This is a genomic window from Enterococcus sp. AZ188, from assembly GCF_050544075.1.
In the GTDB taxonomy this organism is placed as follows: Bacteria; Bacillota; Bacilli; order Lactobacillales; family Enterococcaceae; genus Enterococcus_D; species Enterococcus_D entomosocium.
The window spans coordinates 1325069-1346960 of sequence record NZ_CP172943.1; the positions used below are offsets into that span (position 1 = coordinate 1325069).

20 protein-coding genes are annotated in these 21892 nt (G+C 41.8%); 13 read left to right on the forward strand and 7 right to left on the reverse strand.

Features of this window, described 5'->3' with window-relative positions:
• Positions 1-2: 2 nt before the first annotated feature.
• Together IGI86_RS06155 and mgtE are read left to right on the forward strand one after the other, a co-directional pair.
• Complete coding sequence (locus IGI86_RS06155) at positions 3-902, forward strand: RluA family pseudouridine synthase (RefSeq protein ID WP_034872214.1); 900 nt, start codon at positions 3-5, stop codon at positions 900-902.
• A gap of 17 nt (positions 903-919) precedes the next feature.
• Entirely contained in the window at positions 920-2284 is a 1365-nt protein-coding gene (gene mgtE / locus IGI86_RS06160) for a magnesium transporter (RefSeq protein ID WP_005229714.1), read from the forward strand.
• Between the two features lie 59 nt (positions 2285-2343).
• On the opposite strand, the gene IGI86_RS06165 is transcribed toward mgtE, so the two are convergent.
• Complete coding sequence (locus tag IGI86_RS06165) at positions 2344-3180, reverse strand: AraC family transcriptional regulator (RefSeq protein ID WP_005236722.1); 837 nt, start codon at positions 3178-3180, stop codon at positions 2344-2346.
• A gap of 144 nt (positions 3181-3324) precedes the next feature.
• Here IGI86_RS06165 and IGI86_RS06170 point away from each other — a divergent pair, with 144 nt between their 5' ends.
• Both IGI86_RS06170 and IGI86_RS06175 read left to right on the forward strand, forming a co-directional pair.
• Positions 3325-5076: an ABC transporter ATP-binding protein gene (locus IGI86_RS06170; protein WP_061053974.1), complete on the forward strand. Its 1752-nt coding sequence runs from the start codon at positions 3325-3327 to the stop codon at positions 5074-5076.
• Positions 5063-6844: an ABC transporter ATP-binding protein gene (locus IGI86_RS06175; protein ID WP_430617810.1), complete on the forward strand. Its 1782-nt coding sequence runs from the start codon at positions 5063-5065 to the stop codon at positions 6842-6844. The genes IGI86_RS06170 and IGI86_RS06175 overlap by 14 nt, the downstream gene beginning before the upstream one ends.
• A gap of 75 nt (positions 6845-6919) precedes the next feature.
• On the opposite strand, the gene IGI86_RS06180 is transcribed toward IGI86_RS06175, so the two are convergent.
• Complete coding sequence (locus tag IGI86_RS06180; RefSeq protein WP_016621321.1) at positions 6920-7561, reverse strand: copper homeostasis protein CutC; 642 nt, start codon at positions 7559-7561, stop codon at positions 6920-6922.
• A 102-nt stretch (positions 7562-7663) separates the two neighbouring features.
• Between IGI86_RS06180 and IGI86_RS06185 the strand changes: the two genes are divergently transcribed.
• From IGI86_RS06185 to IGI86_RS06205, 5 genes are all read left to right on the forward strand, one after another.
• Positions 7664-8506, forward strand: coding sequence for a methyltransferase domain-containing protein (locus IGI86_RS06185; RefSeq protein ID WP_086338095.1), 843 nt, complete (start codon positions 7664-7666; stop codon positions 8504-8506).
• A 354-nt stretch (positions 8507-8860) separates the two neighbouring features.
• Positions 8861-9364, forward strand: coding sequence for a tRNA (uridine(34)/cytosine(34)/5-carboxymethylaminomethyluridine(34)-2'-O)-methyltransferase TrmL (gene trmL / locus IGI86_RS06190; RefSeq protein WP_008379765.1), 504 nt, complete (start codon positions 8861-8863; stop codon positions 9362-9364).
• A 17-nt stretch (positions 9365-9381) separates the two neighbouring features.
• On the forward strand, positions 9382-10035 hold the full coding sequence (locus tag IGI86_RS06195; RefSeq protein ID WP_430617811.1) for a histidine phosphatase family protein: 654 nt from the start codon (positions 9382-9384) through the stop codon (positions 10033-10035).
• A gap of 20 nt (positions 10036-10055) precedes the next feature.
• On the forward strand, positions 10056-12716 hold the full coding sequence (recD2, locus tag IGI86_RS06200; protein WP_086372734.1) for an SF1B family DNA helicase RecD2: 2661 nt from the start codon (positions 10056-10058) through the stop codon (positions 12714-12716).
• 96 nt (positions 12717-12812) lie between these two features.
• Positions 12813-13040 (forward strand): hypothetical protein, encoded by a 228-nt coding sequence (locus IGI86_RS06205; protein ID WP_005236708.1) that lies wholly within the window; start codon positions 12813-12815, stop codon positions 13038-13040.
• A 99-nt stretch (positions 13041-13139) separates the two neighbouring features.
• On the opposite strand, the gene IGI86_RS06210 is transcribed toward IGI86_RS06205, so the two are convergent.
• Both IGI86_RS06210 and IGI86_RS06215 read right to left on the reverse strand, forming a co-directional pair.
• Positions 13140-13763: a response regulator gene (locus IGI86_RS06210; RefSeq protein WP_430617812.1), complete on the reverse strand. Its 624-nt coding sequence runs from the start codon at positions 13761-13763 to the stop codon at positions 13140-13142.
• Positions 13760-14869 carry a sensor histidine kinase gene (locus tag IGI86_RS06215; RefSeq protein WP_430617945.1) on the reverse strand — a complete coding sequence of 370 codons (1110 nt, stop codon included), beginning with the start codon at positions 14867-14869 and terminating at the stop codon, positions 13760-13762. The genes IGI86_RS06210 and IGI86_RS06215 overlap by 4 nt, the downstream gene beginning before the upstream one ends.
• 86 nt (positions 14870-14955) lie before the next feature.
• Between IGI86_RS06215 and IGI86_RS06220 the strand changes: the two genes are divergently transcribed.
• Genes IGI86_RS06220 through IGI86_RS06230 form a run of 3 tightly spaced genes read left to right on the forward strand, consistent with a single transcriptional unit; the run spans position 14956 to position 18206 of the window.
• Positions 14956-15888 (forward strand): ABC transporter ATP-binding protein, encoded by a 933-nt coding sequence (locus IGI86_RS06220; protein ID WP_005236700.1) that lies wholly within the window; start codon positions 14956-14958, stop codon positions 15886-15888.
• Positions 15889-15901: 13 nt separating this feature from the next.
• Positions 15902-17047 carry an ABC transporter permease gene (locus tag IGI86_RS06225; RefSeq protein ID WP_086299577.1) on the forward strand — a complete coding sequence of 382 codons (1146 nt, stop codon included), beginning with the start codon at positions 15902-15904 and terminating at the stop codon, positions 17045-17047.
• The gene (locus IGI86_RS06230) at positions 17034-18206 is read left to right on the forward strand and encodes an ABC transporter permease (RefSeq protein ID WP_086299576.1); all 1173 of its coding nucleotides are present in this window, start codon (positions 17034-17036) and stop codon (positions 18204-18206) included. The genes IGI86_RS06225 and IGI86_RS06230 overlap by 14 nt, the downstream gene beginning before the upstream one ends.
• Positions 18207-18258: 52 nt before the next feature.
• On the opposite strand, the gene IGI86_RS06235 is transcribed toward IGI86_RS06230, so the two are convergent.
• From IGI86_RS06235 to IGI86_RS06245, 3 genes are all read right to left on the reverse strand, one after another.
• Complete coding sequence (locus IGI86_RS06235) at positions 18259-19230, reverse strand: diacylglycerol/lipid kinase family protein (protein ID WP_005236695.1); 972 nt, start codon at positions 19228-19230, stop codon at positions 18259-18261.
• Between the two features lie 461 nt (positions 19231-19691).
• A complete protein-coding gene (locus tag IGI86_RS06240) occupies positions 19692-19940 on the reverse strand; it encodes a hypothetical protein (RefSeq protein ID WP_005236692.1) in 249 nt (82 codons plus the stop codon).
• A 16-nt stretch (positions 19941-19956) separates the two neighbouring features.
• A complete protein-coding gene (locus tag IGI86_RS06245) occupies positions 19957-20469 on the reverse strand; it encodes a membrane lipoprotein lipid attachment site-containing protein (protein ID WP_008379783.1) in 513 nt (170 codons plus the stop codon).
• 394 nt (positions 20470-20863) lie between these two features.
• Between IGI86_RS06245 and bsh the strand changes: the two genes are divergently transcribed.
• Positions 20864-21838: a choloylglycine hydrolase gene (bsh, locus tag IGI86_RS06250; protein ID WP_005236690.1), complete on the forward strand. Its 975-nt coding sequence runs from the start codon at positions 20864-20866 to the stop codon at positions 21836-21838.
• Positions 21839-21892: the final 54 nt, after the last annotated feature.

Sequence of the window (21892 nt, forward strand, 5' to 3'; positions counted from 1 at the left end):
TCATGGAATTTACGTATCAATATACCGGACAAGGGCAGCAAGTCAAATATTTTTTGAAGGAACAAGGAGTATCCAAAGGTCTGCTAGCGAAAATAAAATTTCAAGGCGGAAAGATATTTGTGAACGACCACGAGCAAAACGTCTTGTTTTCTTTGGCGCAAAATGATAGGGTAACTATTGTAATTCCTCCTGAAGGGGAACATGAAACGATGCTGGCTGATCCGACACCTATTGAGATTGTGTATGAAGATGCCCATCTGTTAATCGTGAATAAGCCGGCTGGCATCTCATCGATTCCTGCGCAATATCATCCGACTGGCACGATGGCCAATCGAGTCAAGGCCTACTATCAAGCGCAACACTATGAAGATCAAGTGATCCATGTAGTGACTCGCTTAGACCGTGACACATCAGGATTGATGCTTTTTGCAAAACACGGCTTTGCCCATGCGAAGCTGGATAGCCAGTTACGGAAGAAGCAAGTTGTTAAAAAATATCAAGCCCTCGTTGCGGGAGATCTTTCCGCATTATCCGCCCATAGCGAGATCGATTTGCCTATCGCTAGGGACCTGACCTCGCTTTTGAAACGCAAGGTCAGTGAAGAAGGAAAAGAGGCACGTACGGAGTATTGGCTAAAACAGCGCAATTCAGATTGCGCATTAGTCGACATTCAACTACACACAGGCCGGACACATCAAATAAGGGTCCATTTTTCTGCAATCGGTTGTCCCTTACTAGGAGACGAGATGTATGGGGGACCAATGGCTTTTGGGATCAGACGACAGGCACTTCATTGCTGTCAGCTGCAATTCCAGCATCCCTTTACGAATGAACCGTTGGCTTTTGAACTGCCTTTACCTGCAGACATGGCCGCTGTTTGTTCAGCTATCGATAAGCAATAACAAATGAGGTGAAGAGATTGGATGAAAATCAAGAATTAACCGAACGATTTGATCAACTGAATCAAGCACTAAAAGACAATGATATCCAGGGATTTCGTGAGGCATTCTTGGATCTGCATATCTACGAGCAGGGTCAATTCTACCAATCTCTAGAAGCAGACGATCGACAAATCGTCTATACGTATCTATCGCCGAAAGAATTGGCAGACATGTTTGACGTCATTGAAGAAGACGATGAAAACATGGTGGACTATCTTTCAGAAATGCGGCCGGCATATGCTGCAACGATGTTAGCAGAGATGTATACCGATAATGCTGTCGATCTACTGAATACATTAGACAAGAAACAAACGGCCAAATATTTGAGTCTGATGACTGCTGAAGCCGCTAGCGAGATCAAAGAACTATTGCATTATGAAGATGAAACAGCTGGATCATTGATGACAACCGAGTTTGTTTCCATTGTTGCCAACCAAACGGTTCGTTCAGCGATGTATGTCTTAAAAAATGCCGCAGATGTTGCTGAGACGATTTATTATATTTACGTCGTGGATACCGACAACAAACTTGTGGGCGTTATTTCTTTAAGAGACTTGATCATCAATGATGAAGATACCATGATTGCTGATATTTTGAACGAGCGGGTGATGTCGGTTCATGTTGGAGATGACCAAGAGGATGTCGCTCAGACCTTCCGGGATTATGACTTTCTCGCATTGCCAGTCACCGATTATGACGATCACCTATTAGGGATCGTGACCGTCGATGATATCATCGACGTTATCGATGATGAAGCAGCCAGTGATTACTCGGGTTTGGCAGGGGTCAATGTAGAAGAAGTCAGTGAAAACCCGATCAAAGCTTCTTCGAGAAGGTTACCTTGGCTCATCACCTTACTCTTTCTCGGAATGGCAACCGCCAGTTTAATCAGCCATTATGAAGAGTTAGTTAGTGAAGCAAGTATTCTCGCCGTCTTTATCTCACTGATCACCGGAACTGCCGGCAATGCCGGTACCCAATCTTTAGCGGTAGCCGTACGCCGCTTGGCGATCAATGATGATAAAGAAAATAGCTTTATGAAAACAGTGGTCGGTGAGGTGCTTACAGGACTTTTCACAGGAGCTATTACCGGATTGACGATTTTTGCTATTGTGGCTGTCTGGAAACAAAATCCGATTCTAGGGTTTGTGATCGGGATGGCTATGATGTGTGCCATCACAGTAGCCAACTTAGCGGGAAGTTTGATTCCGATGCTAATGGATAAGCTTGGGTTTGATCCGGCAGTGGCGAGCGGTCCGTTTATTACGACCCTCAGTGATTTGACCAGTGTTTTGATCTATTTCAATATTGCCAGTCTTTTTATGAACTATTTTATTCAATGAATAAAAAATAAAAGCAAGCCGATGATTTTTCTTCGAGTGAAGAATCATTGGCTTGCTTTTTAATTTTTTGGTTTTGGCAACACCCCAGAAGGAGAGACGCCATAAAGTTTTTTAAAAGACTTGCTAAAGTGATAGGCATCTTGATAGCCAACTGCAGAGGCGACTTCCTTGATCGTGAGGTTGTCATTTTTTAGCATGTCTTTGGCACGTTTTAGGCGGATTTCTATCAAATAGTTAATGGGGCTGACTCCTGTCGCTTCTTTAAAAATCTTGGAAAGGTACGTCGGACTGAGAAATTGATCTTGTGCCAGTTTTTCCAAGGTGATTTCTTCTTTATAATGATTTTCCAAATAATAGACGGTATAGTTGACGATTTGTTGTTGTCTTCTTTGGCTTTTGGAAAGGTAAGGAACGACATTGATGTGGTCTTCATTTAGTCCGCGTAAAATATAGACGAGCATCTCCATCAAGACAGCTTTTTGCATCAACTGAAACTCATCCCGCTCTTCACTGCTTTCTCGCACCAACTGCCACGCTTTTTCCAAAACTTGATGATGGTATTTGCCTAATTCTAACAATGGGTGTTTGTTGGGGAAAAAATTTCGCTTGAATCCTTCCAAGGAAATATTCTTCAGTCCAATATGCAACTGGTGGGAGCGAGTGCCTTTAGGCTGTAATTCGCAGTGGTCGACACCAGGATTAAAAAGCATGACACTGCCAGCACGAATTTTCTTCGCTGGTTCTTTTTCAAAATAATACGTACTTTCTCCTTCTAACAAGACGCTGATTTCTAAAAAGTCATGATGATGCATTTCTCCATGACTTTCTGCTTGCGTCCATGGGTCAAAGAGATAGATGATTTCGGGATTGAAGGTCCGAGGGTTAACTAAATTCATGGCTGATTCACTCCAATTGGGTGCCCATCTCCGATAAAAAAAGGGAATGGTGCTTCTTACTAATATTTTACATCAAAATGAGTAAGAAAAACCATTCAAATCGCTTTTCAAAACGCTAAGCTTAACAACGAGAGGGGGAATTAGATGAGTAATACACAATGGATCTGGCGCTATGCCAAAAAGAACCGCGGAAAAATCATATTGGCGATCCTGTTTTTAGTGATCAATGCAGCGCTGATCATTGTTAATCCGTACTTGGGAGGAATGGTGATCGATGATGTCATCAATCAGCAAAAAACGCACTTATTGATTCCATTACTGTTGATCATGATCGCAACGACCGTCATTCGCACCATTGTCCGCTATAGTTATCAAATTTTATTTGAACGGGTCGGACAAAATACGCTATACGATTTACGGGAAGACTTGTATCAGAAACTGCAGGAATTGGATTTCGACTTTTTTAATCACACACGGGTTGGAGATATTATGGCACGAATGACCGGGGATACTGATGCCATACGCCACTTTGTTTCTTGGGTGACCTATAATATCGCTGAATGTATCTTGTGGTTCTTTTCTGCGGTGGTGGTCATGAGCTTTATTGATTGGAAATTGATGTTGGCATTGGTGGCTGTCACACCGATCATTTTTCTGTTGACGAATCGCATGTCTAAAAAAGCACACCCACTGTTTTTTGATATTCGTGAGAGCTTTTCGCGCTTGAACTCAATGGTAGAAGAAAATATTGGTGGCAATCGGGTGGTGAAAGCTTTTGCTCGTGAAAATTTTGAGATCGAAAAATTTCGCTCCTACAACGAAGATTTTAAGACCCGCAACATGGCATCTGCCAAAGTTTCCCGCACTTATCTGCCATGGCTTGATGGCTTAGCAGGAAGTTTGTCAGTCATTGCCTTAGTCTTAGGCGGAATTTTCGTAATCAATGGGGAGATGACATTAGGTGATCTCGTTGCATTTAATGGCTATCTATGGATGTTGAATAACCCTATGCGTATGAGCGGTTGGTTGATCAACGATGTTCAGCGATTTTCTGCAGCTTGTATCAAAATTCGACAAATGCTAGCACAAGAATCGAAAATACCGGTTCACCAACAAGAAAAATTAGAACCGATCAAAGGGTTTGTGGAATTCAAAGATGTCTCGTTCCACTTTTCAGATGACCCGGATCAAAATGTGTTGGAAAACATCAACTTCACCATCGGGCCAGGACAAACGTTAGGGATTTTAGGCGAAACTGGGTCTGGGAAAACGACCTTAGTGAATTTAGTCGGTCGTTTTTATGACCCGACTGAAGGGGAAGTATTCATTGATGGGAAAAATGCCAAAGAGTATCCTGTGCGACAAATGCGGGAAAACATTTCAATGGTGATGCAAGATGTCTTCTTGTTTTCTAATACCATCTCTGACAATATTGCTTTTGGAAATCCTTTAGCAGATGAAGGCTTTATTCGGCAAATGGCGGTAGTCGCCGATGCAGATACCTTTATTTCTCGAATGCCTCAAGGCTATGAGACAATTGTCGGTGAAAGAGGCGTCGGACTTTCTGGTGGTCAAAAACAACGGATCTCCCTCGCACGGGCTCTAGCGAAAGATCCATCGATCTTGATTTTGGATGATACGACATCTGCCGTCGATATGGAAACAGAATCGAAGATCCAACAAGAACTAACGAAATTAACTGGAGAGAAGACAACGTTTATCATTGCGCATCGCATCTCCTCCGTTCGAGAAGCCGATCAGATCTTGATGATGGAAAAAGGGCGGGTCGTTGAACAAGGCACCCACGAAGAACTTGTCAAACTGCGAGGTAAATACTATGAAGTGTATCAAAAACAATTAGGTTTGTCAGGAGGTGAAGACGATGGCGAGAAATAAATTTGATGTGGATGAGGAATTAGACCAGGAATTTAGCTGGAAGGATTTCAAGCGTTTGTCCCAATACGTCGTACCGTATAAAAAAAGCATTGGGAAAGTACTATTTACGATCATCCTGGCAAACTTAGCAGGAATGCTGGCGCCCGTTTTCACGAAGATCGCCATCGACTCATCGATTCCTGAAAAAAATGTCAATCAATTGCTGCTTTTAGGAGCTGCCTTTTTAGTGACCTTGATCGTTATTGGCGTCTGCATGCGTTATCGTATTTACCATATCACGAATATTGGGCAAGATGTTTTGAAGGATATGCGCTTTGATATTTTTGAACATCTGCAGCGGCTGCCGTTTTCTTATTTTGATACAAGGCCCCATGGCAAGATCTTGATCCGCATCGTAAACTACATCAATACACTGAGTGACCTGTTGAGTAATGGCCTGATCAATTTGATTTCCGATGTTTTCAACGTCATCATCACCTTGATCTTTATGTTTGCGATCGACTTCAAATTGACCCTATATTCCCTTGCGTTGCTGCCAATTTTGTTCATCATGGTGATGGTAATCAAAAATAACCAGCGCAAAGCCTATCAGGAGTTGAGTAATAAACAGTCCAATTTAAATGCTTACATTCATGAAAGTATTGCCGGCATCAAGATTACCCAATCCTTCGCACGGGAAGAAGAAAATGCAGAGATTTTCCAAGAAGTCAGCAATGATTATCGGACTTCCTGGATGAAAGCTGTCAAAATTCAGTTTCTCATGTGGCCTGGGGTGCAAAACATTTCAGTCATTACGACTTGCTTGATTTATTTTGTCGGCATTCGCCAAATCGGTGTCGATGTCAGCACAGGTACGTTGATCGCTTTTATCAGTTATATCAATAATTTTTGGAATCCAGTCATCAATATCGGGAATTTTTATAATTCTTTGATTACAGCAACAGCCTATCTTGAACGGATTTTTGAAACGATGGATGAAGTGCCAGATATCGAAGACAAACCAGATGCAAAAGTATTGCCGACGATGAAAGGAACCGTTGATTTTGAACACGTGACCTTCCGATACGAAGAAGGCAAAAACATTCTTTCTGATGTCGACTTCCACATCGAACCCGGGGAAAGCATTGCCTTGGTTGGCCCTACTGGTGCTGGGAAAACCACGATCATCAATTTGCTGAGCCGCTTTTATGATGTCAATGAAGGCAGTGTTAAAGTAGATGGGATGGACGTTCGTGACGTGACGCTGGAATCGCTGCGTTCACAAATGGGGGTCATGCTGCAAGATACCTTTATTTTCTCAGGAACGATCATAGAGAATATTCGCTATGGAAAATTAGATGCGACAGAAGAAGAGATCATCGAAGCAGCAAAAATCGTCCGTGCTCACGACTTTATCACGGAGTTGAAAGACGGCTATCAAACCGTCGTCGAAGAACGAGGAAGCACTTTATCTGCAGGGCAACGGCAACTGATTTCCTTTGCCCGAGCGTTGTTGGCTGATCCAAAAATTTTGATCTTAGATGAAGCGACCTCAAGTATCGATACGAAGACAGAAGAATTGCTGCAAGAAGGATTGTTGAAGCTGTTAGAAGGCAGAACCTCTTTTATCATTGCTCACCGGCTGTCCACGATCAAAAATTCTGATCGAATCTTTTACGTGGCAGGGGGCACGATCGCTGAATCGGGTAACCATGATCAGCTAATGGCACAAAAAGGCTTGTACCACCATTTGTATCAATCACAATACGACTTACTGCAAGCCATCTAAAAAGAATCCCCACAAATGATTGAAACGCATCGTTTGTGGGGATTTCTTTGCGTGATTCTTTTGTGTCACGCAAGCTCAATCATTAAGGTCGACGATTCTGGTTCCATGAACTTCTTTTACACCTAATGTATCAGCAACATGTTGGGCATTTTCAAAGGAAATGCCACCGCCAGGTAAAATCGTTAAACGCTCACCAGCATAGGCGATCAATTCTTTCAGATGATCGAAGTTGTCTTCAATCGGAGTCCCTGCAGCACCACCATGGGTCAAAATCCGCTGTACGCCATGCTCAGCTAACCAATCGATCGCTTTAAATTGGCGCGCTGCAGGAATTGCGTCGAAGGCCATGTGAAAAGTAACCTGCAAGCCTTCTGCAGTTTCTAACAATAGCTCCAATGCTTCTTCGTCCAACCAGCCGCTAGGTGTTAAGCAACCTAGAACAACGCCGTCTGTTCCTAGCTTTTTTGCTTCGATCAAGTCGGTGTGCATGATTTTCAACTCAGTGTCATTGTAAACAAAATCACCGCCTCGAGGTCGGATGATCGTCATAACGGGTATTCCTTTTTCGCCAGCATACTGCAGGACTTCTTCTTGCACGCCGGTACTTGGTGTTGTTCCGCCGACCGCTAAATTATCACAGAGTTCAATCCGCTGTGCGCCTCGTGCGATTGCTAAGGGAATATTGGTATAATTTTCTGCACAAAATTCTTTTAACATGATTTACCTCCAATAGATGGGTGTTCAATTGATTTGTTATTCTATCCACTAGCATTCTACCACAAGAATATGCTAAAGTAGAGCAGAGATGAGGGAAGTTGAATGTTAAAAAAAATCGATCGGGGGCGCCTTTTTTTAAACGCCCATTATCACTTATTTGAATGTCCATTGTGCCGCCAAGCATTTTTCCCAACCGAAAATGGCTTGGTTTGTCCAAATCGTCATCGATTTGACTTATCAAAGAAAGGCACACTTTTCTTTTTGGATCATCAAGTTAAAGCAGATTATGATCAAGCACTGTTTTTGCCGCGTCAACGTATGATCGCTAGCGGCATGTATGCACCAGTCCTTGAGACCATCAAAGCAGCTTTGGGGGCTGCTGAGTATCTTTTAGATGTCGGCTGCGGTGAAGGCAGTTTCCTTGCGCAGATGGTCAATGAAAAGACTCAGGCGGCTGTCGGCTTTGATATCGCCAAAGACGGGGTCTATCTAGCAACCAATCAAAACGTACCGGCTTTTTGGTGTGTGGCGGATCTGACCAACCTGCCGTTTGCTGAAGCGAGCTTTGATACGATTTTCAATCTGTTTTCACCGTCAAATTACGGGGAGTTCAACCGCATTTTGAAAAAGGGTGGACAGTTGATCAAAGTCGTCCCTGCGGCGGATTATTTAAAAGAACTACGAGCCGCTTTTTATCCTGATGATGAAACAAAACAGCAGTATTCGAATGAACGGGTCGTTAGCAAATTTTTTGAACACTATCCCACCGCATCCCGTCAAAGAGTAACGCATGTTTTTGCGATCCCTGAAGAAAATCGGCAAGATTTACTTGCCATGTCGCCGTTAGAGTGGGGGGCTTCGGAGGAAAGGAAAGAAAAGCTGCGGCAGACCCCTTTGACACAGATCACTGTTGATGTTGAGGTGTTGATTGCGAAAATTTCCTGAAAATATTTTGAACTTTTTTGTTATTTACTCTTGCAATCATGCCATGGGAGTGATATATTGTTCTCAAGTCATTTTTCATTGGTTTTTATCAGGTTCCTGTTCTGATAAAAGTTAGTGAAAAGAGCTTCACTAACGTAACGACTCGCAGTGATCGACACCGAGTTGGTACGTTTTTTTTTATGCCCAAAAAAGCACACAAAAAATGTTGTTTCTAGAAAAACAAGTGTGCCAAAATATGGTACTATAGAAGTTATTGAAGAAGCTATTGAGAATGAAATGGAAAACGTAAGGTGTAAAAACACAAATCAATGCGAGAACCGATCGGCAATATCCGATCGAAAGGAGTTTTTATCTATGAATCACATCGTTCTTTTTGAACCTCAGATCCCGGCCAATACGGGGAACATTGCACGTACTTGTGCAGCAACAAATACTCATTTACACTTAATAGAGCCACTAGGCTTTTCAACGGATGACAAGCAATTGAAGCGGGCAGGACTTGATTATTGGCATGATGTCAATATCACCTATCACAAAGATTTGGCTACTTTTATGGACTTTTTAGGAGAGCGTCCGTTGTACCTGATCTCGAAATTTGCCAATCGCGTGTATTCTGACGTCGATTATACCGCAGATGATGATCAGTTCTTTATTTTTGGGAAAGAAACGACGGGGCTTCCGGAAAGCTTTATGCGTGAGCATGCCGAAAAATGCCTACGCATTCCGATGAATGATGAGCATGTTCGTTCCCTAAATCTATCAAATACGGCTGCTTTGATCATTTATGAAGTTTTGCGGCAGCAAGGCTTCCCACAGCTGGAATTGACACACCATTATGAGAACGACAAACTAGATTAAGAAACGAGGCTTGTTCGATGCAATTATACTTTACCCGTCACGGAAAAACAGAGTGGAACCAAGCGCGCCGCTTTCAAGGGATGCTAGGGGATTCACCGTTATTGCCGGAAAGTCATGAAGAGATCAAACTGCTCGGTGATCATCTGGCTGCTATTCCTTTTGAGAAGATTTATTCAAGCACGTCTTTACGAGCAAAAGTAACTGCCCAAGAGATCCAAACAAGGCTCCATCACCCTGTTGAAATTATTTATAATGAGAACCTGCGTGAGATCGGACTTGGTGAATTAGAAGGACGTTCTATCGATGAAATGCATGAGAAGTATCCTCAACAATTGACTGATCTGCGTAATCATCTTGATCGCTACGATCCCAGTGCCTTTAAGGGAGAGCCGATCCAAGAAACATTGAGCCGGATCGAGACCGTCGTCATGGATGCGGTGATACAGCATGAAGGCCCATTATTGTTCGTCGGTCATGGGGCATCCTTTACGGCTGCTATCCAGTGGCTTGCAGGCAAAACATTAGCCGAATTAAGAGAGCAAGGTGGACTAGTCAACAACAGCTTAAGCCTTTTAGAGACCAATGACCAAAAAGTACTGCCTTTTGAGCTGAAACTTTGGAATGAAGCAAGCTTTTTAAGCAATCAGGCAGGATTAGACGCTTTATTGTAAACCATGAAAGGAGCGGCACCATGATTCCAGAAAGAACGTTTTTTGTCGGCCATGTTGCCGCCATCTTTTTCCAGAATCCCAGCAATTTTTATAAAGTACTATTAGTTAAAGTCACTGAGAATAATGCCGACTACAAAGACTCGGAGATCGTCGTTACTGGTAGTTTCGGCGAAATCCAAGAAGAGGAAAAGTATCGGTTTTTTGGTGAGCTGGTCAATCATCCCAAGTATGGCGTCCAGTTGAAGGCCGAAAGCTACCAACAAGAACAACCGACCTCTGAACAAGGGTTGATCGCCTACCTTTCTGGAGAAAAATTTCCTGGGATCGGCAAGAAGACCGCTGAAAAAATCGTTGATCTTTTAGGAGAAGAAGCGATCGACCGGATGCTGGAAGAACCGGCATTGTTGGAGCAGATTCCAGGGTTAAATGAAAGTAAGCAAAAAATGATTTTAGATACCGTTCGGCAAAACCATGGGATGGATCAAGTAATCGTTGGCTTGAGTCGCTATGGCTTTGGTAGCCAGCTATCTTTTGCTATCTATCAAGCCTACAAAAATGAGGCGCTATCCATTATTGAGGAGAATCCATATCAGCTGGTGGAAGACATTGAAGGCATTGGCTTTAAACGCGCAGATGGCATCGCTGAACAGCTGGGGATCGAGGCTTCGTCACCGCAACGGTTTCGAGCGGCGGTCTTGCATCAAATCTTCGCCCAGTCCTTGCAGACGGGCAATACCTTTATCCACGCCCAAGATTTGTTAGAGCAGACACTGCGCCTATTAGAAACGAGCCGCCCCATTGAGATTGCGCCTGACGATTTGGCATCAACGATCATTCATCTAGTGGAAGAAGGAAAGATCCAACAAGAAGAAACCCGTTTATATGAAAATAGTTTGTACTTTTCTGAATGGGGAATTGCCAGTTCCATCGAACGCTTGCTTTCCCGCAAAAAAGAAATCGTCTATCCTGAGAAAAAAATCAGTAAAACGTTACGTAAAATAGAAAAGCACTTAGGCATCACCTATGGTTCCTCGCAAGAAGAAGCGATCAAAGAAGCAATCCGATCGCCATTGTTTATTTTGACAGGTGGCCCAGGTACTGGGAAAACAACAGTGATCAATGGGATCGTACAATTATTTGCTGAGTTGAACGATTTGGACTTAGAACCATCAAAATACAGCGACGAAACCTTTCCGATTCTCTTGGCAGCACCGACTGGTCGAGCCGCCAAACGGATGAACGAAACGACTGGTTTGCCAAGTGGTACGATCCATCGTTTGTTAGGATTGAATGGCCGTGAAAAAGCACCATCGATTAGTCCCAAAGAGTTAGAAGGCGGTTTACTGATCGTCGATGAGATGTCAATGGTCGATACGTGGTTGGCGAATACGCTCTTTAAGTCGATCCCTACAAACATGCAAGTGATTTTTGTGGGGGATAAAGATCAGCTTCCTTCTGTGGGACCAGGACAAGTCCTTCATGATTTGCTAGCGATCGATGCGATCCCGAAACAAGAATTGACGGAAATCTATCGTCAAGGAGATGGATCAAGTATTATTCCACTGGCCCACGCCATCAAAAACGGGCAGCTGCCTGCTGATTTTACACAAAACCAAAAAGATCGTTCTTTCTTTGCGTGTGATGCGTACAAGATCGAACCGTTGATCGCTCAGATCGTGAAACGGGCGAAAGACAAAGGTTATACGCCGCAAGATATTCAAGTGTTGGCGCCGATGTATCGTGGGGCAGCTGGGATCGATGCTCTGAATAAAATGATGCAAGAGATTTTTAACCCCAACGATGGAACCAAAAAAGAGGTCACCTTCAATGATACGGTGTATCGTATCGGCGATAAGGTCTTGCAGTTGGTAAACTCTCCTGAAGATAACGTGTTTAATGGCGATATGGGCCAAATCGTTGGGATCACTCTAGCCAAACAGTCGGAAGACAAGGTTGACGAACTGGTCATTCAATTTGATGCCAATGAAGTGACCTATAAGCGTAATGAATGGAACAAGATCACATTATCCTACTGTTGTTCGATCCATAAATCCCAAGGTAGTGAATTTCAAATGGTTATTTTGCCGATGGTTCATCAATACCAACGTATGCTGCAGCGCAATTTGCTATATACCGCTGTGACTCGCAGCAAAGAGATGCTGATTTTACTTGGTGAACCGCAAGCCTACCAAACCTGTGTCAGTCACGAATCTGCCACTCGCTTAACGACATTAAAAGAACGTATCAATGGCACGGAAGAAATGACGCCGCTGCAACGGGCGAAATTGGCTCAGTTTGAGGAAGCCGATGATCCGTTTTATAATGATTCCTCTGAGAACACGAAGGCAAAAATGGTAGCTTCGAAGCCAAAGGAAAATCCCAGCACTGAAGCTGCTGCTAACCAGCAAGCGACAGAAAAGTCACCAGATAGTGGGTTGGACTTGTTTGCTTTTGCCGAGCCTGAGCCGTCGGCATCAAATCAGACAGAAACGGCCAAGCCTCTGTCAGGGGATAAGGTCCTAAGTGAAGGGACTACGGGGGAAGAAGCACTCATCGAAGAAACGCAAAACGATGGTGTGCTGACCTTAACGATGGTCAAAAAGCATTTAGTAGATCCAATGATTGGGATGAAGGACTGTTCTCCGTACGACTTTATGCCCGTAAAAAACGAGGGATTATAACGATGAGAAAATGCTAAAAATGGGTTGTTAGTGAGCGCTTTCTTTTGGTTTTTCAGCTTCTTATGCTAAGCTGAAATCAAAAGGAGGCGTTACATTATGGCGAAAGAAACCGAAGACAAATTAGCAAAACTCGCAAAAGAATCTGGCAACGACTTTAAAAAATTGGATGAGATGGAAAAAGAATTTAAATTAGATGAAAGCCCTGATGCAGAACGAGGCGAACGGGAAGAATCAGGATTAGAAAAAACGTTAGATAAGGCGCCGATTTTCCCGCCTAACACACCAAATAACCCAACGAATCCTGGCAGTCCTGGAAATCCATGATTTTCTACCAAGAAGAAACCAACTGTTGAATAATCGAATAGAAAGAAACCTGAAGAATGCAAAGGCGCATTTCTTCAGGTTTTTTGTGTCTAATGAGACTCACTGTAAATGCTGATAAAAATAGATTGCTAATTGCGTGCGATCCCGTAACCCCAGCTTTTCTAGTAATTGGCTGATGTAATTACGAACGGTTCCATCACTCAAATACAAGGCATCGGCGATTTCTTTATTGTTTTTACCCGCTGCTACTTCTTTGATGATCGCAAATTCACGTTCGCTAAAGAAAGCTTGATTGTCAATTGATGGTTCGTTCTTCATTAGCTGCGTGAAGGTCTCAACGATTTCATTCCCAAAGACAACTTGGCCATTATAAGAGGCTTTGACAGAAGGGATGATTGCCTGTAAATTCTGTTTGATCAAATAACCTTTCACACCGATGGAAAAGGCTTCTCGAATGTATTCTTCATCTTTGAAGGTAGTCAATAGCAAAAGGATCGCGTGGGGAAATTTAGCCAGTATTTCTTTGGCAGCATCGATCCCAGTTTGTTCCGGCATGCGGATGTCCGTCAGCAAAACGTCAGGACGATGAGTTTCATAGAGGTCAATGGCGTCTTTGGCACAATGACCGATGCCTAATACACGAATTTCTTCTGTGCTTTCTAAAATGGTTTGCAACGAGGTCGTCACAAACGGATCATCGTCAATAATAACTACAGTAATCATTGGTGTTCCTCCTTTGGTAAAATGATCGTCAACTGAAAGCGTTGGTTTTCTTGTAAGATATGAACTTGTCCTTGTTGTTCTTGGACCCGTTGACGCATCGTTTTCAGACCGATTCCAGTTTTAGCCATTTGAGATCCGCGGACCCCGTCATTGGTGATTTGCAAGCGGAAAAAAGCAGGCAGTGTCCGAAAATGCAAGACAACGGTTTTGGCATGACTGTGTTTGATGCTGTTGGTCAAGGCTTCTTTGATCACCATTAAGAAACAATTTTGCTGGGCTTCGTTCAATCCTTCAAATAAGGTTCCTTCAATCGTGACTGAAGATGGAAAATCAGCAATCAGAAACTCTAAGGACTGTTGGAAAGTAATCGATGTCTCATGGAGATCATGAACGCTTTGGCGGATACGATCCATGCCAGTGTGAACCGTAGCACTCAAATTTGCTAAGGGCTCATTTAGTTTTGGTTCTTGATTGATCATTTCAAGTGCGCCAATCTGCAAAATGGCACTCGACAGCAGATGGCCAACATTGTCATGGATATCTCGCGCGATTCGATTTCGTTCTTCGGCAATTTGTAAGGCCAATTTTGTTTCTTGTGATAAGGCTAGTACTTTGTTTTGCTGCGATAATTGCTGCTGTTTTTCCCAATGAGTATCTTTTGAAGCGATGTACTTTTTCTCAAGAGCAGACATTCGCTGTTCTTTTTTACGTAAGTAAAAAGCAAAAAGCAACAAAAGGATGACAAAGGCGATCTTGGAGGGGGATTGATTGCCAACTGTTGCGATCAATAAAAATCCTAATAAAGATAGAATGTCATCTTTTCTTTCTTCAGGAGCGATCACCCGCATCATTGCAGGCAGAAAGAGGGCAAGCTCTGACCAAAAAGTACATAGAAGCAATAGAATAACTTGAAAAAACCAGCTTGCTTTCTTAGGCAATAAATAACTGACACCAGTGAAGAAAATAGCGATCAGCAAAAAAATGACTTGTACGGCAACAAATCCTTGATTTACCAATAGAAGCAACGAGATTGCGAGTAGAAAGCCAGCTTCGCTGAGTAGTCGAGATTTGGACATGGCAGACTCCTTCATTGTGACAAATGTCATAGTTGATTTGGTCAATCGTCACTAGTTTCTTTTCTTAAACTTTATTATAGTCAGATTAACAAGAAATTTGGAAGGAGTTTTTCATCATGATTATTGAAATTGATAAATTAGTTAAACGCTATGGTGATTTTGTAGCATTGAATCATTTTGATCTGCAAGTACAAGAAGGGGAAGTTTTAGGATTATTGGGACCAAACGGTAGTGGGAAATCGACTGCTATCAATTGTATGCTCTCTTTGCTAAATTATGACAAAGGCACCATTAAACTGTTTGGATCAACCATGACCCCTGAAAACTATGCCGTTAAAGCAATGATCGGCGTCGTTCCTCAAGATGTTGCCGTCTTTGAAGAACTAAGTGTACAAGAAAATATCGATTATTTTTGTGGTTTATATGTTGCTGACAAAGAGAAACGGCAAGCATTGATCGAAGAAGTCATACAATTAGTGGGATTGGAAAATTTCGTGACTTTCCATCCAGGTGAGCTGAGTGGTGGCTTGAAACGACGGTTGAATATTGCCTGTGGGATCGCTCATAAGCCACGCTTGATTTTTTTAGATGAACCAACAGTCGCCGTCGATCCCCAAAGTCGTAATAAAATTTTGGAAAGCATCAAAGAGCTGAATCGCCAAGGAGCAACGATCGTTTATACGACCCATTACATGGAAGAAGTGGAAATTCTTTGTGACCAGATCGTGATTATGGATCAGGGACAGGTGATTGCCAAAGGGACCAAGGAATCTCTGAAAGACATGGTACGCACGGCAGATCGTTTGACCATCGACATCCCCTTACTGCCAGACCATGTATTGGCTACAATTCAAACCACCATTACTGCTGACGGGATCGTTTATAAAGAGGGACAGCTCCAAGTAACAACGACGGAACTCAATACGGTCTTGCTCCCCATTTTGACGCTCTTACAAGCAGAGAAAATCAGTTACGGAAAAATTGCAACCAAAGAAGCGACCTTAAATGATGTCTTTTTAGAGATCACGGGCAAGGAATTGAGAGACTAAAGGAGGGGAAAACATGTTTTGGCATTTTTACAAATATCGCACAAAAGTGCTGTTGCGAAATAAATCCATGCTGTTTTGGACGTTGGCGTTTCCCATTCTCTTAGGCCTAATGTTTATGGCGGCCTTTGGGGAGATCGATCAAGCAGGAAATTTAGAGACAATCACGACGGGAATCGTAAAAAACGGGGATCAATCAGCGCTTTCGGAAAATTTTTCCGCGGTCCTTGAACAAGTGGAAATCAATGAAAAACCATTATTTGACCTTAAGGAACTATCAGAAGCAGAGGCAGTTGAAGAGCTGAATGTGGGTGATTTAGCTGGGTTTTATCTGATAGCTGACGAAACGATTTCACTCCATGTGGGGCAAGCGGGCATGAGTCAGACGTTGATGAAAAATGTAATGGATCAATTTTTACAACGTACAGCGATTATTTCTAGTAAAGCAGCAGAACTTGAAACGCTTGATCTTGCACCAATTATGGCCGCGTTTGAACAGGAAGCGACTTTTCAAGAAGTGAATGCTGATCGTGACATGAGTGTTAAAAGTTTTTATTTCTTTACTTTGATTGGGATGGCGATCCTCTATGGGACGATGTGGGGTGTTCGCAATGTTCAGGATCAGCAAGCCAATCAATCCGCGAATGGGATTCGGCTTTCCTTGATACCAAGAAAACGCACATTGGTTTCAAGTGCGAATTTAGCGGCGAGTTTTACGATTGTGTTAGTAGAAGTCTACATTATTTTAGCGGTTTTTCGTTTTGTCTATCAAGTAGACTTTGGTGAACGATGGCAGTGGCTACTACTGGTTGCCGCGTTGGGATCATTGTGTGCGATTTTGCTAGGAACATTGATTGGAAATCTGACGCCAAAAATGAATCTGGTGCAAAAGGATGGCATTTTGATTTCCGTGACGATGGCGATGAGCTTTTTTGCCGGGATGATGGGCTCGGAACAAATCAAGTATTGGCTTGATCTACATGTGCCGATACTGGGGCAAATAAATCTCGTCAATTTGATCAGTGAAAGTCTCTATCAATTATACTACTATACAGATCTGGCTAGCTTTTATACCAATCTTTTATGGTTGACTGGCTTTATCGTCCTTTTCGCAATTGGAAATACTTGGATCGAAAGAGGGGTGCGCTATGACGCTTTATAAAACGATTTGGACTTTACTGAAGGCCAATAAGTCGAACTTACTAATTGGAGTACTGATCACTGTGGGAGTTACATTCTTTTATGCACAAAGCATCGACGTCGAAAACACCTCTTTACAAGAAGCCAACATTGCTTTGATCAGTGAAGAGGAGTCGCCAGTCGTTGACGGTCTTCGGGACTACTTGAAGGAGAAGCAGACCTTGGTCACTTTGGAGGGTACCTCACAAAAAGAAATTGATGATGCCCTTTATTTTAATCGCATAAACATCGTCTTGCATTTACCAGTAGATTTCAAGGAACAGGTGGAGGCCGGCCAGATGCCAGCAATCGAGATTCAAAGCCGGCCAGATGCTTTCTCTAAAACCATTGTCACCCAGCAAGTGAACACGTACTTACAGACGCTTTTGCTTTTTAAAGAAGAAGGTAAAACAGTTAGTGAGGCGATAGAACAAGCACAAACAGCGCTAGCCGTCACTGGGCAAGTTGAACTCAGTACAGAATATAGTCAACGAATGAAAAAAATGTTAACAGGCATGACCTTTAATTTATTGTCATATGGTCTCTTTCTATCAATATTTAGCGGGTTTGGCGTGATCAATATGGCCTTTAATCGCAAAGCAATCAGCAAGCGAAACCAGAGCGCCCCTCTTGCTAAACGTGTCTTACAGCGGAAAATCCTGTTAAGCTTGATCAGTTATTCGCTGCTCTTAACTTTCGGCTTTTTATTACTGATGGTGTTATTAGTGATCCGCACGTCTTGGGATACAGCAGCTTGGTACCACATTTTGAACACGTTCTTGTTTTTATTACCAGTCATCAGCGTCTCGGCGTGTGTCACTTCCCTGGTGAAAAATTCAGAAGCAATCGGCGGGATCAGCAATATCTTTATAACCGGCAGCTGTTTTATCGGTGGTGTCTTTGTATCAGCTAATTTCCTGCCAGATATCGTCAATAAAATCGCGGCGTTTACACCAACGTATTGGTTTGTTCAAAACAATACCTTGATTAGCGAGACCCTCACGTACAATCAAGGGTTTACTGAATCGTTTTGGTTCAATGGCTTTGTCTTGGTTGCATTTGCAGCAGTATTTTCAATGATTCATTTTGTTTTGGGAAAAGAAGGCAGTCCTCGTTGGCAGTACAACTCAGCGAAAAACTAACAGGTACACAGAAAAAAACGATACAAATCGTTGCTGATTTGTATCGTTTTCTTTATGGGCACCAAAATAATTGATTGGCAGTAGTAAAGGTAATATCAAAGGGACGTTGGCCCATTTCTTCGCCATCTTCTTGTCCATGTTGGGGCACGGTAGAGATAATTCTCAGCTTCGACGTGGAGAGATGATGAAAGTAGCGTGAATTCATGTGTTTCTTACGCATCAGTAAACCGATCAGCCAGAAAATCTTGAAAATCGACACACGCTCAACGAGTACGAAATCAAACTTTTTCTCTCTGACTGAAGCGGTTGGGGCGATTGCAACACCGCCGCCAAAGTAAGGATGATTGGTCGTGGTGCACAAAAAAGCTTTTTTATAACTGAATTGTTGCCCATTACACTCGACTAAGATCGGAAAACCTCTTTGAAGAAACAAAACGCGGATAATTGCAGCGATATAGGAAAAGGAGCCGAGGTTGAACTTATTAAGACTGCTTTTTGCCACAGAGTGATTGGTGGTATAGACGATTGCCGCATCAAGACCAATACCCACATTATTAAGAGCGATGCCGTTTTCCTCTTGGATCTGCTCTTCATAGCGGATAATGGCCAATTCTTGGGGCTTAGTAGTACCGGCAATTTTCCAAAACGCTTTTTCCGGCTCTCGTGGCAGATCGATACTTCGCGCAAAATCGTTTCCCGAGCCAGCGGGGATGTAAGCAACGGGAATTTGTTGTTGTTCAAGTTGTAACTCTGATACTACTTGGTGCAGCGTTCCATCACCGCCGATAACCACCAATAATGGATAAAGCATCTCGCCATTTTCTAAATAGACATCATCCCAAGGCAAAAGGCGTTCTTTTAAGAGTTTTCTGGTGATGTACCGTTCGTCGCCGGGTGATTTGGTTAGGTAGATTTGATGGGGGAAACGATGTTTTTTTACGATTCTTTGCACACGTTCCGCCGCTTTTTTTCCTCGTCCACTACCTGAAGCAGGGTTTACGAGGAAGTGATAATAATAGTTCATTTTATGAATAGCTCCATATCGTTTTTTCGTTCAATGCGGTTAATTATAGCATGTTTCGACAGAAGGCGGGGAGACGATGCCTGAAAAAAGAGCAAAAAAATAGATTCGACGATTGTGCTTTCTGGGTTTTCAAAGGTTCTTATGTCCACTTTGATCCTCAGGTAATGATGCCCATCGCCGAATCCTATTCAATTAGTAAGGAGTAACTCAAATTCCCACATCCTTTGTCTTTTATTCTAAGTTGACAACAATTCTTTTCTTGCAGAACCTGCTTCGTCTGCTTTACTGGGAATCCTTGCTCCTTACACTTATAGTATAGCACATTTTTCTCTTTTGGCAATCGCTTACATGATTTGGTAGTTGTCTTTTAGATAAATTTAAATAGTTTAAATAAAAGATAAAGGAAAAGCAAAACCGAGTTTTCATTCGATTTTGCTTTTATGTCTTTTAGAAAGTAGCAGTCATTCTTTTTTTGGATTTTTCACAAAAATTAAAATCAAAATTGGAACCACTAAAAATATAATCGCATTATTGATTATCAGCACATCGTAATTACTAAAATTAAACGGATTATTTTGCCATGTTTGAAACATAAATCCCAGTAAATTTTGAGTATGGGCAAGATAAAACAAAGCAGAGGTGCCTAGTATGTTAAGGATTATTGTGATCACACATAAAATCCGTACTAGCTTAATTAGTACTTTTTTCATAGGAGAGCTCCTTTAGTTATTGCTGCATTTCTGGTAGATTGGCGAAGGCTTCAGTTAGTTTCACAGATTCTTCTAAAATATCCATATAGATATCGTAGTAAGCCCAGCCGTCACCTAGATCAGCCGCTTCAATTGTCTCAGTGGTTGTTTGAAATTCTCTCATCAAATCAGTGTAGCTACGCATAACAGAAGTGTAAGCGGACAAATCATAAGTTTCAGGATTGGCAATATACCCTTCAACTTCTGCGATCAGATCAGCGTACGTATCAGATAATTTTTCAAGTTGTGCTTCCAATTCATCAGAAGCTTGCTCATTCGCTTGGCTGTCAATTTCTTCTTCTGAGCTCTCATTAGTTTCAATCTCTTCTTCTTCAGAAGCAGCGACATCCTCAGAATCTTCGGAGCTTTCCATTGTTGTTTCAGTTGTTTGTTGTGACGATTCGACAGTATCACTTTCCACATCTTCACTAGAGCAACCAGCCAGGAATAAAGTGGATACTAGTACAAAACCAAATAAAATCTTTTTCATTTTTAAACCCCTTTTTTTCAAAATAAATTGTAATATTTTGCTTATATTATAATTTATGAAGAAATATTTTTTTGTATCTAAAAAAGAACATATCCTTTCTTTTTTAGATACTTTATTTATTTTACCTTGAAAAGCCTCACGAATAAAGAAGTATCTGGTTATTTTAACCATTATTTAACTATGTTTATGCATATTGTTATAAATAGTGATAAAAAAAGCGTTTTTTTATTTTGTGTAAAAATTCAAAAGGTTTGCATTTTATGGAGAAAAGATATTAAAATAACTATAATATATCTAATTATTTTTTTATTATTATTTATTGCTTTTTCCTTGTTAAAAAAAAGCGATAGGAGTAAATTAGAAGTGTAAAAAACTTATTTTAGGAGGAAGTATTATGTGTACTGCGTTAACTTATGTAACGAAAGATCATTATTTTGGCAGAAATTTTGATTATGATGTTTCTTATAAAGAAGTAGTGACCATTACTCCGAGAAATTATCCATTCAAATTTCGCAAAGTAAGTGAAATAGATCACCATTACGCAATGATTGGGATTGCTGCTGGTGTCGCTGAGTATCCACTGTATTATGATGCGGTCAATGAAAAAGGTTTAGGTATCGCTGGATTGAATTTTCCAGAAAATGCTGTCTACAATGAATTTCAAGAAGGAAAAGAGAATGTTACGCCTTTTGAGTTCATCCCATGGCTCTTAGGACAATGCGCTACTGTCGAAGAGGTAAAAGGGCTATTAGCCAATGTCAATCTCGTTCGGATCAATTTTAGTGAAGATTTGCCTCTATCGCCTTTGCATTGGATGATTGCTGATAAAAAAAGTGCCATCGTTGTGGAAAGTATGAGTGATGGCCTTCATATTCATGAAAATCCGGTGGGAGTTTTGACAAATAATCCACCATTTGACTATCAATTGTTCAATTTGAATAATTACCGTGTGTTATCATCGAAAACTCCGGAAACTCATTTTTCTGACAAGGTGGATTTTGATGAATATAGTCGTGGAATGGGCGGCTTAGGTCTGCCAGGAGATCTTTCTTCGATGTCTCGCTTTGTCAAAGTAGCTTTTACCCGATTGAATTCCGTTTCTGGAGAATCTGAATCCGAAAGCATTAGTCAGTTCTTCCATATTTTAGGTTCGGTTGAGCAACAAAAAGGACTTTGTGACATAGGCAATGAGCGCTATGAGTACACGATTTATTCTTCTTGCTGCAATACAGATAAAGGAATCTATTACTATCGTACGTATGAAAATAGTCAAATCGTTGCAGTTGATATGAATAAAGAAGATTTGGAAGGTAATGTACCGATTTCTTATCCATTAATTGAAGACCAACAAGTTCTTTTCAGTAACTGATCCATTCTTAAAAAGCCATCTCAAAGCTGTTTTGAGATGGTTTTTTTCTTTTTC